Below are 15,963 nucleotides of genomic sequence, written 5' to 3' on the forward strand. Positions count from 1 at the left end.
CCGGCCTCAGCCGGCAAGGCCGTTGTCCGCAAGAAAGGCCGCCAGCCGCCCCTGCTGCGCATCGGTGAGCGGCCAGGCCCCCGGCGGGCGCACGCCGCCGCAATCCTCGCCCATCAGCGCCAGCGCCGATTTCACGCCGGTCACGTTGGTGCCGCCCATCTCCTCGGCGCGGATGTCCTCGAACACCCGCATCCCCGCGATCAGCCCGGCGGCGGCCTCGTAATCCCCCGCCGCAAGCGCATCGCGAATCGCCACCGAGCGTTCCGGCCAGACGTTGATCAGCCCCGAGGTGAAGCCCCGCGCGCCCACGGCACAGAGCGGCGGCGCCCAGACCTCGGCCAGACCGCCGACCCAGACCACGTGCTCGGGCGACATCTCGATGGCGCGGGCCAGGGTCATCGGGTTGGGCGTGGCCCATTTCACCCCCGCCACGCCTTCGATGGAGACCAGCTCCGCGATGGCCTTCGGCCCCATCGCGTCGTTGCGCAGGTAGAGCATCGCGGGCAGCCCGTCCGAGGCCGCCACCACCCGCCGCACGTAATCCGCATAGCCGCGCGGCGCGACGAAGGGGTCCGGCGTCTGGTGGATCATCAGCGCGTCGGCACCGACCTTGCGGGCATGGGCGGCGGCGCGCTCCGCCTCGCGGATGTTGCGCCCGATCCCCGCCAGCACCGGCGCGCGGCCTGCCACCTGCTCGACGATGGAGGCGCACATGCGGGCGGCCTCCTGCTCGTCGATGGAATAGAACTCCCCGGTGTTGCCGTTGGCGACGAGGATATCGACCCCCGCTCCCACCGCCCGGTCGATGATCGGCCCGAGCTTCTCGGGCGCGATCTCTCCGGTGGCGTCATAGGGCGTGACGAGGATGCCGGAAATGCCGCGCAGGGCTTCGGCCAGGGGTTTGCTCATGCCATTTCTCCAAAACTCATCTCGGAGCGCGTCCAGTCGCGCGCCTGTCCCGACAGGCTGAGGCCGATGCCCGGTCGCTCCGGCACCAGCATCCGCCCGTCGGCGATCTCCAGCCGTTCCTCGAACAGCGGTTCGAACCATTCGAAATGCTCCACCCAGCCCTCGCGGCCATAGGCGGCGGCGGCGTGGATGTGCAGTTCCATCACCATGTGCGGGGCCATGTCGATGCCCGCCGCCTCGGCCACGGTCATGACCTGCAGGAAGGGGGTGAAGCCGCCGATCCGGCAGACGTCCAGTTGCGACACGTCGCAGCCGCCCGCGCCGATCAGAGCGAGGTGTTCCTGCGGCGAGGTCAGCATCTCGCCGGTGGCGACCGGCGTGGCGAGGTTGCGGGCAAGCTCCGCGTGGCCCTCGAAATCCCAGGCGTCGAGCGGTTCCTCGATGAAGGCGAGGCCCATGCCGTCGACGATCCTGCCGAACTGCAGCGCATAGGCGCGGTCCCATTGCTGGTTGGCGTCGATCATCAGGGCGATGTCGCCGGGCAGATGGGCACGCAGGGCGTCGATGCGCCTGAGATCCTCCTGCCCGTCGGGCTGGCCGACCTTCATCTTGATGCCGCCGATGCCCCTGCCCAGCGACGCATCCGCCGCGCGCTTCATCTCGTCGATCCCGGCCTGAAGGTACTGGCCGGAGGAATTGTAGATCCGCACCCCGTCGCGCCGCGCGCCGAAGAGCTTCGACAGCGGCAGCCCGGCGCGGCGGGCCTTCATGTCCCAGAGCGCGGTGTCGAAGGCGCAGATCGCCTGGTAGGCCATGCCACCTCGCCCGAGCGAGATGGTCTGCCAGGCCAGCCGGTCCCAGAGCCGGGAGATGTCGTTCGGGTCCTCGCGCAGCAGGAAGGGCGCGATCTCGCACCCGAGCGCGAACATCCCCGCCCCGCCCGCGCGCAGCGTGTAGGACAGGCCCAGCCCCTCGTGCCCGGCGGCGCTGCGGGTCTCGACCATCAGCAGGTCGAGCGCGGCGAGCGGGCTCTGCCGGCCGGTCAGCACCTTGGCGTCGCTGATCGGGTTCGCCAGCGGGATCACCACGTGGCGCAGGCGCAGGCCGGTGATCTCGTCGGTCTTCCAGCGCGCCTTGTGCCCGGCCAGGGCGGGGCGCGCGGCGATGCGCCGCTCGCTCAGATCGAGGCCCATCAGTGGATCTCCGGTTCCGGCACGGGTGCGCCGAAATCGGTGCGCAGGAAGTCGAAGTCGCAGCCCTTGTCGGCCTGTTCGACATGTTTGCCGAACATCTGGCCGTAGCCGCGTTCGTAGCGCGGTTCGGGGGCCTGCCAGGCGGCGCGGCGGGCGGCGAGTTCCTCCTCGCCGATCTCCATGTCGAGACGGCGGTTCGGAATGTCGAGCGTCACCATATCGCCGGTCTTCAGCAGCGCCAGCGGGCCGCCGATGTAGCTTTCCGGCGCCACGTGCAGGATGCAGGCGCCGTAGGAGGTGCCGGACATGCGCGCATCCGACAGGCGCAGCATGTCGCGGTAGCCCTGCTTGAGCAGCGCCTTGGGCATCGGCAGCATCCCCCATTCCGGCATCCCCGGCCCACCCTGCGGACCCGCGTTGCGCAGCACCAGAACGGTGTCGGGGGTCATCGGATGGGTCTCGTCGTCGACGATGGCCTTCATTTCGTCATAGCTGTCGCAGACCAGAGCCGGGCCGCGGTGGTTCTGGTATTTCGCATCCATCGCGGCGGGTTTGATCACCGCGCCGTCGGGGGCCAGATTGCCCTTCAGCACCGCCAGCGAGCCCTCGTGATAGACCGGGTTCGACAGCGGGCGGATGACGTCGGGGTTGTAGTTCACCGCGTCGGCGATCCCCTCGCCCAGGGTCTTGCCAGAGACGGTGAGGCAGGAAAGGTCGAGCTTGTCGCCCAGTTCCTTCATCAGCGCCCGCAACCCGCCGGCATAGTAGAAATCCTCCATCAGGTAGTCCTTGCCCGAGGGGCGGACGTTGGCGATGACCGGAGTCGTGCGCCCGATGCGGTCGAGGTCGTCCAGCTCCAGCGGCACCCCGGCGCGGCGGGCCATGGCGATCAGGTGGATGATCGCGTTGGTCGAGCAGCCGGTGGCCATCGCGACGGTCACCGCGTTCTCGGTGCTGGCGCGGGTGATGATCTTTTCCGGCGTCAGATCCTCCCAGACCATCTCGACCGCGCGGCGGCCGCAGGCGGCGGCCATGCGCTGGTGGTTGGTGTCGGCGGCGGGAATGGACGAGGCCCCGGGCAGGCAGAGGCCGAAGCCCTCGGCGATCGCCGTCATGGTCGAGGCGGTGCCCATCGTCATGCAATGACCGTAGGAGCGCGCGATGCCGCCCTCGACCCCCTGCCATTCCTCCTGGCTGATGGTTCCGGCGCGGCGTTCGTCCCAGTATTTCCAGGCGTCGGTGCCCGACCCCAGCGCCTTGCCCGCGTAATTGCCGCGCAGCATCGGTCCGGCGGGCATGTAGATGAAGGGCAGCCCGGCCGACACCGCTCCCATGACCAGCGCCGGGGTGGACTTGTCGCAGCCGCCCATCAGCACCACCCCGTCGACCGGGTGGGCGCGCAGCGCCTCCTCGACCTCCATCGCCGCAAGGTTGCGATAGAGCATCGAGGTGGGCTTGAGGTAGCTTTCGGACAGCGAATGCGCGGGCAGCTCCATCGGGTGCCCCCCGGCCTGCCAGATGCCCTTCTTGATGAACTCGGCCCGGTCGCGGAAGTGCATGTGGCAGGGCTGCGCCTCGGACCAGGTGTTGATGACGGCGATGACGGGCCTGCCCTCCCAGTCATCCGGGCCGAGGCCCATCTGCATGGCGCGGCTGCGGTGGCCGAAGCTGCGCAGATCGTCGGGGGCGAACCAGCGGGCGGACCGGAGGTCCTTGGGGTCTTTCTTGGTCACTGTGGTCTCCGGTCAGGAAATCGGGTTGGCGAAGCCGAACATCAGCCCCGTGATCAGGGCCACCAGTACCAGCCCCAGCAGCCAGGGCCAGACGCCGTAGCCGTCCATGTCGTCTCGTGAATCGCGTCCGATCATGGGGGTCTCCTCAGTTCAGAAGTTCGGGAAGGAAAAGGGCGATCTGCGGGAAGGCCATCACCAGCACGAGGCCGAAGATCTGCAACCCGATGAAGGGCAGCACGGCCAGGAAGATCTCCTGCAGGGTCACGTCCTTGGGCGCCACGGATTTCAGCCAGAAGCAGGCCGGGCCGAAGGGCGGCGACAGGAAGTAGATCTGGATGTTCATCACGAAGAGGATGCCGAACCAGATCTTCGCCTGGTCCTCGGTCAGGCCGAGGTCGGGCGCCAGCGTCATCACCACCGGGGCAAAGACCGGCACGGTGATGAGCACGATGGCGATCCACTCCATGAAGGTGCCGAGCACCATCAGGATCAGCATCATCACGATCACCGTGCCCATGGCCGACAGCCCGAGGTCGAGGAAGAGCGAGCGCATGAACTCGCCCCCGCCGACAAGGTTGAAGATGCCGACGAAGCTGACCGCGCCCAGCACCAGCCAGATGATCGTGCCGACCGTGGTCATGGTGCCGAGCATGGCGGCGCTCATGACCTCCCACTTGAACTGGTGGCGGACGGCGGCGACGAACATCGCGCCGACGCAGCCCACGGCGGCGGCTTCGGTGACGCTGGCGATGCCGGCATAGATCGACCCCATCACGCAGGCGATCAGCAGCACGCAGAGCGCGACGGCGGTCAGGCGGTCCCGCGACAGGCCCTGCTTTTCGCCGGTCATCTCGGCCACTTCGGCCGCGGTCGGGGCCAGGGAATGGTTCAGGTTGACGCGGATCAGCACGTAGCCGGCATAGAACACCGCCAGCATGATGCCGGGAATGGCGCCCGCCATGAACAGATCGCCGATGCCGACCTCGGCCGAAAGACCGTAGACGATCATGATGATCGACGGCGGGATCAGCGTCGCCAGCGCCCCGGCGGCGCAGATCAGGCCGATGGTCAGCTTGCGGTCGTAGCCGAGGCGGAACATCTGCGGCAGCGCGACGAGGCCGAGCATCACGATCTCGCCCCCCATGACGCCCGACATGGCGGCCAGAACCACGGCCACGACCGTGGTCTGGACCGCCACGCCCCCCCTCAGGTTGCCGGCAAAGACCGACATGGCGTCGAAAAGATCCTCCGCGATGCCCGCCCGTTCCAGGATCGAGGCCATGAGCACGAAGAACGGCACCGCGACGAGGCTGTAGTGCTCGAGCAGGCCGACGGCGTTGGACGACACCAGGAACAGCCCGCGCGGGCCGAAGAAGGCGACACCCATGATGACCGAGACGATCAGCGTCACCACGCCGAGCGGCATCCCCGTCATCATCAGCGCGATCAGCAGCACCACCATGATGAGCGACACGGTCCCGAGATCCATGGAGCGCATGTCGAGCGCCTTGGACGGGTCCATCGCCTTGCCCACGCTTGAAACGGCGTCCGAGATCACCGCGGCGATCTGCACGTCGAAGGCATGGGCGAGGAGGGCCGAGACGAAATAGACGACGAAATAGACACCGACGATCTTGACGATCAGACGCGCCACCGAGGAGGTCACGTGCCGGTGCAGGTTCACCATGAGCTGCGCGAGATACATGAACGCGCCCAGCACCATCAGCGATTTCATCATCATCGGCAGCGGAGAGTTGAAGGCCGAGCCGGATTTCTCGATCCGCGCGATGCTGTCATAGGCGCGGATCGGCGCGTCGGTCAGCAGCATGTAGAGCGCGGCGACCCCGACGACCATGGCGAACAGGTCCAGCCACCAGCGCTGCGCGGGGCTGGCCATGCCGTGGATGACGGTGATGGCGATATGGCGTTGCTTCAGGGTGATGTAGCCCGCCGACAGCATCCAGGCCGCCGCGCAGAGCACCATCACCGTCTCGAACGCCCAGTAGGTCGGCGCGTTCAGCAGGTATCGGGAGAAGACCTCGTATAGCGTGGCGAGCGCGGCCGCGATGTAGAAGACCGAAACCGCGACCCCGGAGATGTGGCTGAAATGATCGACCGGCGTGTACTCCGCGCGGGAGATGTCCGGCGAGTCGTGCAGCGGGTCCTGGGCGCCCACCTCGATCTCGGTTTCGTCGAGCTTTGCGTCATAGGCGCGCGACATGGCTGGTATTCTCCCCCGTCCGGGCGCTGTCGGCCCGTTGTCCCTTGCCCCCACCGGGGCCTGCGTCGGTCCTTCCCCGCGGGGCACGGACCGTGTTCCCCTCTCGGGGCAGGTGAACCCCGCGCCCGCCGGTCATGCGGCGGGCGCGGGACGACGGGGCTCAGAGTAGCCCGGCTTCCTTCATGAAGGAGATGTGCGCGTCGTAGACTTCCTTGGCCAGCGGCGACCCGGCGGCAAAGTCGCTCCAGGCTTCCTGTGCGATGGCACGGAAGGCGTCGCGCTGATCCTGCGGCCAGTCGATGATCTCGATCTCGCCCGCCGCGCGGTCACGCGCCACGAGTTGCCGGTCGAGACGGTCGAGATGCTGGCGCAGCCCGTTGTAGGCGGCAAGATACCAGACCTCGAGCGCGGTCTGCTCTGCCGGGGTCAGCTCGTCGAAGACCATCTGGGAGACGGTGAACTGCAGGATCGGGGTCGAGTGGATGCCCGGAAAGATCGGGTACTTGGCGACCTTGTGCATGCCGTTGGCATCGTTGTTGGCATAGGCCGAGTTGTCCGCCGCGTCGATCACGCCCTTTTCGAGCGCACCGTAGGTCTCGGACCCGGAAATGGACACCGGCGCCGCCCCTGCCCGCTTGAACACGTCGGCCGCGAGACCTTCGGGAGAGCGGATCTTGAGCCCCTTGAGGTCGGCCACGCCGCGCACCGGCACCTTGGAGACGAACGCCTCGCGGGCATAGGCGCCGCAGCCCACCACATGAACGCCCGGGTAATGCGCATCCATCAGCTTCTGCAGGATTTCCTTGCCGCCGCCCTGCGCGCAGAAGGCCTGGATCTGGTCGGCGCTGTCGTAGCCCGCGATCAGGTCGCCCATCAGCGCGAAGGCCGGATCGACCCCGGCGAAGTAGTTGATCGAGGTCAGGTCCCCGTCGAGGATGCCGACCCCGATGGCCTCGGGCGTCTCGCGGCGCGGCACCACGGCGTCGATGGGCAGCAGTTCCACGCTCAGCGTGCCGCCGGTCATGGTTTCCAGCTTCGGCACCCACTCCTCGTTGAGATAGGCCAGCGAAGCGTGGCTCGCGTTCGACGATGTCTGGATCTTCAGCACGCGGTCCGCGGCATCCGCCCCGGTCGCCATCGCGCCCAACGCGGCCGCGATCGCGACGGTCGAAACCACCTTCACCATTGATTTGACGTTCATGCCATCCTCCCTCTGTTCCACCGGCGCGTGACACTCCTCCTGTCCCGCGTCTCGGTGTGGCATTTCATCTAATATATTAGCTTCACAGTTGTGACAACAGATTCGCGCCCGGGGTGTTGGCCCGATGCCGCCGGCCCGAAAGAATACGGCAGGCCGAGGCCTGCCGTCCGCTCCGTCCCGGTGGCGTGCGCGCTCAGCGGCCGTTTTCCTTGCGCCAGGCGTCGAAGGTCGCGAGGTGCTCGTCCTTGGTGCGCGGATAGAGCCCGATGATGGTCTCCCCCGCCTTCACCCGGTCGACCACGAAATCCTCGTAGACGGTCATCTCCACGGCCTCGGCCGAGACCTCGTCGGCGATCCCGGACGGGATGACGATGACGTTGTCCGCATCGCCGAGGATCACGTCGCCCGGGAACACCGCCACGTCGCCGCAGCCGATGGGGCCGTTCAACTCGATCGCCTCGTGCAGCGTCAGGTTGGTCGGGCTGGAGGGGCGGCTGTGATAGGCGGGGATGTCGAGTTCCGCGATGGTGGCCGCGTCGCGGAAGCCGCCGTCGCTCACCACGCCCGCCCCGCCCCGCACCATCAGCCGGGTGATGAGGATGTCCCCCGCGCTGGCCGCGCGCGCATCCTTGCGGCTGTCCATCACCATGACATGCCCGGCGGGGCAGCTTTCGATGGCCACGCGCTGCGGATGGTCGGGATTGCGGAACACCTCGATGCCGTTGCGGTCCTCGCGCGCCGGGATGTAGCGCAGCGTATAGGCCGGGCCGACCATGTTGCGGCCCTTGAACCCCAGCGGGCGGACACCCTGGATCACCTGGTTGCGCAGCCCGCGCTTGAACAGCGCCGTCGCCACCGTGGCGACAGACACGCCCATCAGCCTGTCGCGGATCTTTTCGTCGAACATCGTGCCCATCCTCCCTCGGGGGTGCGTTGACGGGAGACAGCGCGACGCCCGCGCGACTCCCTCGTCACATTCGCTAATATATTAGCACCCTCCCCGTTGCAACTTCGCAGGGAGACTGACACACTCGACCGCGACACGACAGGCAGGACCATGAACGGCGCGGGGCTCTTTTCCGATCTGATGCAACACCTCGGGGGTGACGCCACGGCGCCCTCCTCGGCGGCGGCGCGCACGCTCGACGCGCTGCGCCGGCGGATCATCTCGCTCGACCTGCCGCCCGACACGGTGCTCAGCCGGTCCGAACTCGCGCGGGAATACGACGTCAGCCAGACCCCGGTGCGCGACGCGCTGCAACGGCTCGAGGCCGAGGGGCTGGTCGAGATCTTTCCGCAGTCGCGCACCGTCGTGACGCGGATCGACGCGGACAAGATCGCCGAGGCGGTCTTTCTGCGCCGCGCCATCGAGGTCGAGGTCATGCGCCAACTTGCGCCGGTGATCGACGACGCGCTGCTGTCGCGCCTGCGCACCATCGTCGAGATGCAGCGCGCCCTCGCCCACAAGCGCGAGGAACTGGGCACCTTTCACGAACTGGACGAGACCTTTCACCAGACGATGATCGCCGCCGTGGGCTTTCCCGGCCTGCACCGGCTGATCCGCTCGCGCTCGGGGCATCTCAACCGGGTGCGGCGGCTCAACATGTGGGACGACACCAAGATCGGGCGGATCATCGACGATCACACCGGCGTCATCGCCGGGCTCGAAACCCGCGACCCGGACAAGGCCGAGGCGGCGATCCGCAAGCATCTCGGCCAGACCATCGCCACGCTCGACACGCTGCGCGCCCAGCATGGCGCCTATTTCAAGGACTGATCCACCGGCCGGAGCCGCCATGACCGACCAGCCCGTCGTTCTGACCCTCAACGCCGGGTCGTCCTCGTTGAAATTCGGCGTGTTCACGGTGGCAGAGCCCCCCGTCGCAAAGACCCTCGGGCTGGTCGAGGCGATCGGCACCGCGCCGGTGCTCCGTCTGTCCTGCGGCGCGGGTCGCGCGCTGCGCGCCGAGGAGGCGGCGGACCATTCCGGTGCCCTCGCGACCGTGCTCGACAGTCTCGGCGACGCTCTGCCGGGGATCGGGGTCGTCGCGGTCGGTCATCGTGTCGTGCACGGGGGGCCCGATCTTGCCGGGCCGCGCGTCGTCGATGATGCGGTGATGGAGGAGATCCGCCGCCTTGCGCCCTTCGCCCCGCTTCACCAGCCGCACAACATCGCCGGGATCGAGGCCGCCGCGCGGGCCTTTCCCGACGCGGTGCAGGTCGCCTGCTTCGACACCGCCTTCCATCGCGCGCAGCCGAGGCTCAACGACCTCTACGCCCTGCCCCGGCGCTATTACGACAAGGGCGTGCGGCGCTACGGGTTTCACGGGCTGAGCTATGCCCATATCGCGGAGGTCCTGCGGAACGAGGCGCCGGAGCTGCACGCCGGGCGGGTCATCGTGGCGCATCTCGGCAACGGCGCGTCCATGTGCGGGATGATCGGCGGGCGCTCCGTCGCGTCGACCATGGGGTTCACCGCGCTCGATGGGCTGGCGATGGGCACCCGCACCGGGCAGATCGACCCCGGGGTGATCCTCTACCTGATGCAGCAGGAGGGACTGTCGGTCGAAGAGGTGTCGCGGCTGCTCTACACGGGCTCCGGACTGCTGGGCCTGTCGGGTCTGTCCAACGACCTGCGCGTGCTCGAGGCGGCGGGCACCCCCGAGGCGGACGAGACCATCGCCTATTTCGTCGCCCGCATCCGGCGCGAGATCGGCAGCCTCGCGGCGGCGCTCGGCGGGGTCGATGCGCTGGTCTTCTGCGGTGGCATCGGGGAACATTCCGCGCGGGTCCGCGGCGCTGTCTGCGACGGGATGGGCTGGCTGGGGATGGAACCGGACCACGCGCGCAACCGTGCGCACGGCCCCGTCATCTCGACCCCGGACAGCCGGGTCCGTATCCTGGTCATCCCGGCGAACGAGGAACTGGTCATCGCCCGCGCCGCAGCGGCCCGTGTCGGCGCGCGGCGCTAGCCGGGTCCGCTCACGACCGGCGGCGACGTTTCGTCGTGGAGGCGCCCTTGCCGCTCAGCCGCCGGGCATTGGCGGCGGTCTTCTGACCGATGGGCGCGATCCCCGCCAGCGCGGCGGCGGCAAGCCCCTTGTTCCCCGCCAGCGCCCGCATCGACATCTCGGTCGACTTGGCGAAGGTCGCGGGCTTTTCGAGGAACATCCGCGCGGTTTCCTCGGGCTTCATGATACCGAGGCTCATCTGCATCATCCGGACCTGGATCACGGTCGAGGCCGACATCATCATCCGGAAACCGCTGAACATCGCGCGCTGCCATTCGCTGGCCGCCTGGAACATCGTGCCGTACATTTCGCATCCTTGCCGGTTGGGGGACGGGACAAGGCGGCCCAGCCGCCCCCGTCATGGTCAAACCTCCGATGCCCCCCGCGGGTTCCGCAGCGCAGAAAGATCGCGCCGCCCCCCTGTCCGGTCAGGGTTTCACATAGGCATAGCCCGCTTCCTGCAGCTCGATCAGCCGCACCACGCCCGAAGGCACCACATGCGCCTCCTCGAGCAGGGCAACCGGGGCCCCGGTCTTCCTTTCCAGTCCCTTGATGGTGTTGCCGCAGGCCGCGAAGGTCATCGGCAGGACCATCGACATGGTCTCGATCCGGTCCTCGACCGGGCTCTGACCGACGATCAGCATCTGCAACCCCGGCCCGTAGGCGACCAGTTCGATGACCACCTCGTCGCCCTGTTCGCGGTAGTGGGCCGCGACATTTTCGGCATTGTTGAGCGCCATGGTCATCACCTGCGGATCGTTCTGATCCACGTGAATGGCGACGCGATGGGTCTGCCCTTCGGCCATGGCCATCAGAGGCAGCGCGGCAAGACAGGCCGCAAGCGGGATCATCCTGATCATCGTCGTTTCCTTTCGGACAATGACCGCAGCATAGTGGAGGCAGGGGGACATGGCATAACGGTTTCGTCGCCTCCCCCCGCCGCCGCGTCAGGCCTTGATCCAGGCCAGGGCCTTTTCGAAATCCTCGTCGAAAAAGCGCGCCTCGGCACCGATGACGGTGGTGGCGACCCTGGAGATCAGCTTTTCCCAATCCGCATCGCCGACGATGGCGGCCTTTTCCACCATGGAGCGGTGATCGCGCACCAGCTTGAAATGCTCGAAGAGGCCCGCGATACCCTGCCAGCCGTCGAATTCGCGCAGGTCCAGCAGCAGGCGGAAGCTGCCGCCGTTGGCGCGGATGAAGGCGTTCAGATCCGCGGTTTCCGCGTCGTAGGCTTCGGGATCGAGCTTGCCCAGCAGCTTGATGTGCAGCACGCCGCCGCCGAGATCGGTCTGGTGGATCGCCCCGAGGCTCTCGCGCAGCCAGCGGCGCGCGGCGTCGGCCTCGTCCGGCTCGAAGACCTTGACCGGACAGGGCATGAACACCGCAAAGCCGCGCGTGGCGCGGGTGATCCATCCCTCCTCGCCCACCATGGCGACCCGGTCGAAGCCGCGCCAGTGCTTCATCCCCATCCAGGCATCCTTGCCCATGGCCTGAAGCGTGTACTCGGTGCCCCGGGCGACGGTGACCAGCGCGCGGATGGTGTCGTGCTCTTCGATGGCGCGGTCGATGGCGGGGATCAGCACGGTCTCGTAGTCCTCGCCGCTAACCGCGCCGGACAGGGCGATTTCGAGGATGTTGCTGTCGGGGGACTGGGTGCAGGTGATCATGGCAGTGGTCCTTCGGTGGCGTTCGGGCGCGGTGTCGGCGCCCGTCGTTACAGGATGTGGGGAGGCCGGGACCGCATTACCAGTCGTCCCGGCGCGCGCCCTCGCGGTCGTCGTCCAGCGCCCGGCCCTGCGTCACCTCGTTCTTGACCTGACCCCAGGCGAGCAGCGTGAAGATCGCGGTGCCGCCGATCACGTTGCCGGCCAGCACCGGCAGAAAGAACCCGCCCACGGCCCCGGCGAGCGACAACTCGCCGCTCCAGAGCAGCAGTCCCATCTCGACCGACCCGGCGATGATATGGGTGAATTCCCCCGCCGCGATCAGCCAGGTGAAGGTGAGGATCACGAAAAAGGCGATGTGTTCCGCCGAGGGCATCATCCAGACCAGCGCCGCGACCAGAAAGCCCGCCGGGATCGCCCGCAGAAAGCTGTCCCCGGCGGAAAGGCTCATGGCATGGGCGGAAATCTCGCGCATCGCCTCGGCGACTTCGACGGGAAAGACGCCGGGAACCGACATGAAGGCCGAGGCGATCAGCGCCCCGACGACATTCGCCACCAGCACCACGCTCCAGAGCCGGGCCATCGACAGGCCGCAGCGCAGCGACCGGCGGGCCACCACGGGCAGCACGGTGGTGATGGTGTTTTCGGTGAACAACTGCATCCGCCCGAGGATCACCACCATGAAGCCGAGCGAATAGCCGAAGGCCTCGACCAGGAAGGCCGAGGGCGTGTCGGGCAGATGCACACGCAGCACCGCCTGCGCGATCACCGACAGCGAGATCAGGATGCCCGCCGCCAGCCCGGACCAGATCAGCGACACCACGGGGCGCTCGAGCTCCTCCTCGCCGTCGCGGCGGATGACCTCGTAGATCAGTTTGGCCGAAAGGCGAGAGGCGCGCGCGACCGATTGCTCCTCGCTCGCCTCCTCGATGGTCTCGGGGTCGTCCTCGGGGTCGGGCTGCTTCGACGGGGTGAGCTGGTCCATGCGGGGCAACACCCGAAGGCGGCAACGGGTTCCGCCGCCCGGTGCCGCCGCCGCGCCCTGCCCGTCAGCCCAGCGGCAGCCGTTGCCGCACCAGCGTCGTCCAGTAGGAACAGCCCCAGGCGATCACGTCGTCGTTGAAATCGTAGAGCGGATGGTGAAGCCCCGCCGAGGGCCCGTTGCCGACATTGATCATCGCTCCCGGCACCTCGTTGAGCATGAACGAGAAATCCTCGCCCCCGAGAGTCTGCGGCATGTCGAGGAAGACGTTCTCCATCCCCGCCACCTCCTGCGCGGCGCGCGCGGCAAGGCCGGTCTCGCGCTCGTGGTTCACCGTCACCGGGTAGTGGCGGGTATAGTCCAGCGTGCCGACCCCGCCGAAGGCCGCGGCGATGTTCTCGACCATGGCGCCGAGGCGCTGCTCGATCATGTCCCGGACCTCTTCGCGCAGGGTGCGCACGGTGCCGGTCATCTCGACCGCCTGCGGGATGACGTTGAAGGCGTTGCCCGCATGGATCGTGCAGAGCGACACCACCGCGCTGTCGATCGGGTCGAGATTGCGCGAGGTCAGCGTCTGCACCCCCTGCAGCAGCGCCCCGGCGACGGGCAGCGGGTCGATGGTCTGATCGGGGCGCGCGGCATGGCCGCCGCGCCCGGTGATGGTGATCTTCACCTCGTCGACCGACCCCATGATCGGGCCCGAATTGATGGTGAACTGGCCCACCGGCAGGTTGGGCCGGTTGTGCATGCCATAGACCTCGTTGCAGGGCCATTTCGCGAAAAGCCCGTCCTCGATCATCGCGCGTGCGCCGGCGCCGCCCTCTTCGGCGGGCTGGAAGATCACGATCACCGTACCGTCGAAGGCGCGGCTTTCGGCCAGGTGCCGCGCCGCACCGAGCAGCATCGTGGTGTGCCCGTCATGGCCGCAGGCGTGCATCTTGCCGTCCACGGTCGAGGCCCAGGGCTTGCCGGTTTCCTCGTGGATCGGCAGCGCATCCATGTCCGAGCGCAGCCCGATCATGCGCCCCGAGGCATTGCTCTGCCCCCGGATCACGCCGACGACGCCGGTGCGCCCGATGCCTTCGTGCACCTCGTCCACCCCGGCGCGGCGCAGCGCCTCGGCCACGTTGGCGGCGGTGCGCACCACGTCATAGAGCAGTTCGGGATTGCGGTGCAGATCGCGGCGGAATTCGGTGAGGTCGGCGACGTCCCTGGCGACCCAGTTCTCGACGGCCATGGTTCAGGCCTCCTTCTTCATGCGGTAGCGGAAATCGCAGTGGCTCGCGCCCTTCATGATGGTCTGGGTGCGGGTCATCTCGATATCCGGATTGTAGCCGATGCAGAAATCCCCGTCGCGGTTGCAGGACAGCAGGTGGCCGATATCGCCCAGCCCCATGTCGCGGTACATCTCCGCGTAACGGCATTTCACCACGTTGAAATCCATCTTCTCCTCGGACATCTCGATGGGCTCGATGCGCAGCGCATCCTCGCGTGTCCAGTTCGGCTGGATGGCGGCGAAATCGGTGAGGTCCGGCGCATGGCCGAGCGCCTCGGCCAGCATCTGCCCCTGCTCGATGGCGGACTTGGAACAGGCCGCGCCGATCACCGCCTCGGCTTCCTCGCGGCCCGACCGTTCGGTGATGATGTCGAGCACGTGCTTCAGCATCATCGCCTCGATCCGGCGGCGAAGGAGGATGGGAATATCGTTGAGATCCATGGGCTTGACGCCTGCTTCTGAAGTCATGGCTGAAGTTCCTTGTGATCCTGGCGCCTGAGCCAGGCGAGATAGGTGGGGGCCAGCCGCCGCACCATCCCGTGCAGCGGAAACGGCCGGGGCTCGGTGACCGGCAGGGCCAGTTCCCCGACCGGCTGGCCGGTGGCGGCGCGCGCCAGTTCGCGCCCGAGCGAGGTGCCGAGCGCGACGCCCCGCCCGTTGCAGCCGGTCCAGGCCCAGCCGTCCGGGCCGAGGCTGTGGATGCGCGGAAAGCGGTCGCGGTTCATGCCGATGTAGCCCGACCAGACATGCGTCATCACCGGTGCCCCCATTTCGGGATAGGCCTCGGCAAGGGACCGGGCGGCCTTGGCCCGGACCCGGTTCTGCACGTCATGGGCGCCGATGACCACCCCGCCGGTGACCAGCCGGTTGCGCGCGTCGTATCGGAAGAAGCGCAGGTCGCCGCGGGTGTCGCTCACCGCCTGCCGCCCCGGCAGGATGCTGGCGCGCAGGTTGTCGCCCAGCGGTTCGGTGGCCATCTGCCAGCTCAGCACCGGCACGACCGAACGCGCGATGCGCGGGGCAAGGCCGGGGGTCAGCTCTCCGGTGTAGGCATTGGTGGCAAGGATCAGCGCGCGCGCCCTCAGCGTGCCGGTGCCGGTGCGGATCACCCAATGCGCGCCCTCGCGGGCATAGCTCTGCACCGGGGACTGTTCGAAGATCACCGCCCCCAGCCCCTCGGCGGCGCGGGCCATCTCGCGCGCCAGCGCCAGCGGATTGATGTGCCCGCCCGAGCGGTTGTACATCCCGCCGTACCAGAATTCGCTGCCCAGCAGGTCGGCGGTCTGCCGCGCGTCCTTCAGCTCGGCCGGGAAGCCGTGGCGCTGCCAGGCCTCGACCCGCTTGCGCGACAGCGCCACGCGGCCGGGGCTGTGGGCGGGCTGGAACCAGCCGGTCTGCTCGGCCTCGGCCTTCATGTCGAATTCGCGGGCGAGATCGAAGAGCACATCGGCGGAATTGCCGATGAGTTTCACCATCCGTTCGCCCGCCGCGCCGTGACGCGCGACCCAGGCGTCGGGTTCGGCGCTGGTGAGGATCGGAATGACCTGCCCGTTGTTGCGCCCCGAGGCACCCCAGCCGGCGGCCTTGCCCTCGACCACGGTGACGGCATGTCCGCGCCGCCGCGCCTCGATCGCCGCCGACAGCCCGGTAAAGCCCGCGCCGATCACCACGACATCGGTGTCCTCGGTCCCGGCCAGGGCGGGGCGCAGCGGCCGGTCGGGCGCGGTGGCGGCCCAGAGCGAGGGGGGAAACTCTACGGTCATGACGGCC

16 protein-coding genes are annotated in these 15,963 nt (G+C 68.2%); 2 read left to right on the plus strand and 14 right to left on the minus strand.

The genetic code is table 11. The features are described from left to right. Nucleotides 1-6 precede the first annotated feature (6 nt). The 7 genes from ACN0RJ_RS10480 to ACN0RJ_RS10510 form a co-directional block, all read right to left on the minus strand. Nucleotides 7-909, minus strand: coding sequence for a dihydrodipicolinate synthase family protein (locus ACN0RJ_RS10480; protein WP_417724221.1), 903 nt, complete (start codon nucleotides 907-909; stop codon nucleotides 7-9). Next, nucleotides 906-2,102: an L-talarate/galactarate dehydratase gene (locus tag ACN0RJ_RS10485; RefSeq protein WP_417719003.1), complete on the minus strand. Its 1,197-nt coding sequence runs from the start codon at nucleotides 2,100-2,102 to the stop codon at nucleotides 906-908. The genes ACN0RJ_RS10480 and ACN0RJ_RS10485 overlap by 4 nt, the downstream gene beginning before the upstream one ends. Next, nucleotides 2,102-3,835, minus strand: a complete 1,734-nt coding sequence (gene araD / locus ACN0RJ_RS10490) for an L-arabinonate dehydratase (RefSeq protein ID WP_417724222.1) — start codon at nucleotides 3,833-3,835, stop codon at nucleotides 2,102-2,104. The genes ACN0RJ_RS10485 and araD overlap by 1 nt, the downstream gene beginning before the upstream one ends. Nucleotides 3,836-3,847: 12 nt before the next feature. Next, nucleotides 3,848-3,970, minus strand: coding sequence for a dihydroxy-acid dehydratase (locus ACN0RJ_RS10495; RefSeq protein WP_417719001.1), 123 nt, complete (start codon nucleotides 3,968-3,970; stop codon nucleotides 3,848-3,850). A 10-nt stretch (nucleotides 3,971-3,980) separates the two neighbouring features. Then, the gene (locus ACN0RJ_RS10500) at nucleotides 3,981-6,056 is read right to left on the minus strand and encodes a TRAP transporter large permease subunit (protein WP_417724223.1); all 2,076 of its coding nucleotides are present in this window, start codon (nucleotides 6,054-6,056) and stop codon (nucleotides 3,981-3,983) included. Nucleotides 6,057-6,216: 160 nt separating this feature from the next. After that, nucleotides 6,217-7,257, minus strand: a complete 1,041-nt coding sequence (locus ACN0RJ_RS10505; RefSeq protein WP_417718999.1) for a TRAP transporter substrate-binding protein — start codon at nucleotides 7,255-7,257, stop codon at nucleotides 6,217-6,219. Nucleotides 7,258-7,450: 193 nt separating this feature from the next. Beyond that, nucleotides 7,451-8,164, minus strand: coding sequence for a ribonuclease activity regulator RraA (locus ACN0RJ_RS10510; protein ID WP_417724224.1), 714 nt, complete (start codon nucleotides 8,162-8,164; stop codon nucleotides 7,451-7,453). 180 nt (nucleotides 8,165-8,344) lie between these two features. Between ACN0RJ_RS10510 and ACN0RJ_RS10515 the strand changes: the two genes are divergently transcribed. After that, complete coding sequence (locus ACN0RJ_RS10515; protein ID WP_417724225.1) at nucleotides 8,345-9,034, plus strand: GntR family transcriptional regulator; 690 nt, start codon at nucleotides 8,345-8,347, stop codon at nucleotides 9,032-9,034. A gap of 19 nt (nucleotides 9,035-9,053) precedes the next feature. Beyond that, entirely contained in the window at nucleotides 9,054-10,229 is a 1,176-nt protein-coding gene (locus ACN0RJ_RS10520) for an acetate/propionate family kinase (protein ID WP_417724226.1), read from the plus strand. A gap of 10 nt (nucleotides 10,230-10,239) precedes the next feature. Here the strand turns inward: ACN0RJ_RS10520 and ACN0RJ_RS10525 are convergent, their stop codons facing one another. The 7 genes from ACN0RJ_RS10525 to ACN0RJ_RS10555 form a co-directional block, all read right to left on the minus strand. Further along, the gene (locus ACN0RJ_RS10525) at nucleotides 10,240-10,575 is read right to left on the minus strand and encodes a hypothetical protein (RefSeq protein WP_417718995.1); all 336 of its coding nucleotides are present in this window, start codon (nucleotides 10,573-10,575) and stop codon (nucleotides 10,240-10,242) included. Between the two features lie 121 nt (nucleotides 10,576-10,696). Further along, nucleotides 10,697-11,128, minus strand: a complete 432-nt coding sequence (locus ACN0RJ_RS10530; protein ID WP_417724227.1) for a hypothetical protein — start codon at nucleotides 11,126-11,128, stop codon at nucleotides 10,697-10,699. A gap of 87 nt (nucleotides 11,129-11,215) precedes the next feature. Continuing rightward, nucleotides 11,216-11,938, minus strand: coding sequence for an STAS/SEC14 domain-containing protein (locus tag ACN0RJ_RS10535; protein WP_417718993.1), 723 nt, complete (start codon nucleotides 11,936-11,938; stop codon nucleotides 11,216-11,218). Between the two features lie 76 nt (nucleotides 11,939-12,014). Continuing rightward, nucleotides 12,015-12,920, minus strand: a complete 906-nt coding sequence (locus tag ACN0RJ_RS10540; protein WP_417724228.1) for a formate/nitrite transporter family protein — start codon at nucleotides 12,918-12,920, stop codon at nucleotides 12,015-12,017. Between the two features lie 64 nt (nucleotides 12,921-12,984). Continuing rightward, nucleotides 12,985-14,154 carry a M20 aminoacylase family protein gene (locus ACN0RJ_RS10545; protein ID WP_417724229.1) on the minus strand — a complete coding sequence of 390 codons (1,170 nt, stop codon included), beginning with the start codon at nucleotides 14,152-14,154 and terminating at the stop codon, nucleotides 12,985-12,987. A gap of 3 nt (nucleotides 14,155-14,157) precedes the next feature. Further along, nucleotides 14,158-14,661 (minus strand): L-2-amino-thiazoline-4-carboxylic acid hydrolase, encoded by a 504-nt coding sequence (locus ACN0RJ_RS10550; protein WP_417724230.1) that lies wholly within the window; start codon nucleotides 14,659-14,661, stop codon nucleotides 14,158-14,160. After that, a complete protein-coding gene (locus ACN0RJ_RS10555) occupies nucleotides 14,658-15,956 on the minus strand; it encodes an NAD(P)/FAD-dependent oxidoreductase (RefSeq protein ID WP_417724231.1) in 1,299 nt (432 codons plus the stop codon). The genes ACN0RJ_RS10550 and ACN0RJ_RS10555 overlap by 4 nt, the downstream gene beginning before the upstream one ends. Between the last annotated feature and the right edge of the window lie 7 nt (nucleotides 15,957-15,963).

Source organism: Salipiger sp. (assembly GCF_048261495.1).
Classification (GTDB): Bacteria; Pseudomonadota; Alphaproteobacteria; order Rhodobacterales; family Rhodobacteraceae; genus Salipiger.

What these genes read in the sequence shown, in the direction of transcription:
- ACN0RJ_RS10480 (WP_417724221.1), bottom strand. Translation starts at nt 909, where the DNA reads ATGAGCAAACCCCTGGCCGAAGCCCTGCGCGGCATTTCCGGCATCCTC.
- ACN0RJ_RS10485 (WP_417719003.1), bottom strand. Translation starts at nt 2,102, where the DNA reads ATGGGCCTCGATCTGAGCGAGCGGCGCATCGCCGCGCGCCCCGCCCTG.
- ACN0RJ_RS10495 (WP_417719001.1), bottom strand. Translation starts at nt 3,970, where the DNA reads ATGATCGGACGCGATTCACGAGACGACATGGACGGCTACGGCGTCTGG.
- ACN0RJ_RS10500 (WP_417724223.1), bottom strand. Translation starts at nt 6,056, where the DNA reads ATGTCGCGCGCCTATGACGCAAAGCTCGACGAAACCGAGATCGAGGTG.
- ACN0RJ_RS10505 (WP_417718999.1), bottom strand. Translation starts at nt 7,257, where the DNA reads ATGAACGTCAAATCAATGGTGAAGGTGGTTTCGACCGTCGCGATCGCG.
- ACN0RJ_RS10510 (WP_417724224.1), bottom strand. Translation starts at nt 8,164, where the DNA reads ATGTTCGACGAAAAGATCCGCGACAGGCTGATGGGCGTGTCTGTCGCC.
- ACN0RJ_RS10515 (WP_417724225.1), top strand. Translation starts at nt 8,345, where the DNA reads ATGCAACACCTCGGGGGTGACGCCACGGCGCCCTCCTCGGCGGCGGCG.
- ACN0RJ_RS10520 (WP_417724226.1), top strand. Translation starts at nt 9,054, where the DNA reads ATGACCGACCAGCCCGTCGTTCTGACCCTCAACGCCGGGTCGTCCTCG.
- ACN0RJ_RS10525 (WP_417718995.1), bottom strand. Translation starts at nt 10,575, where the DNA reads ATGTACGGCACGATGTTCCAGGCGGCCAGCGAATGGCAGCGCGCGATG.
- ACN0RJ_RS10530 (WP_417724227.1), bottom strand. Translation starts at nt 11,128, where the DNA reads ATGATCAGGATGATCCCGCTTGCGGCCTGTCTTGCCGCGCTGCCTCTG.
- ACN0RJ_RS10535 (WP_417718993.1), bottom strand. Translation starts at nt 11,938, where the DNA reads ATGATCACCTGCACCCAGTCCCCCGACAGCAACATCCTCGAAATCGCC.
- ACN0RJ_RS10540 (WP_417724228.1), bottom strand. Translation starts at nt 12,920, where the DNA reads ATGGACCAGCTCACCCCGTCGAAGCAGCCCGACCCCGAGGACGACCCC.
- ACN0RJ_RS10545 (WP_417724229.1), bottom strand. Translation starts at nt 14,154, where the DNA reads ATGGCCGTCGAGAACTGGGTCGCCAGGGACGTCGCCGACCTCACCGAA.
- ACN0RJ_RS10550 (WP_417724230.1), bottom strand. Translation starts at nt 14,661, where the DNA reads ATGACTTCAGAAGCAGGCGTCAAGCCCATGGATCTCAACGATATTCCC.
- ACN0RJ_RS10555 (WP_417724231.1), bottom strand. Translation starts at nt 15,956, where the DNA reads ATGACCGTAGAGTTTCCCCCCTCGCTCTGGGCCGCCACCGCGCCCGAC.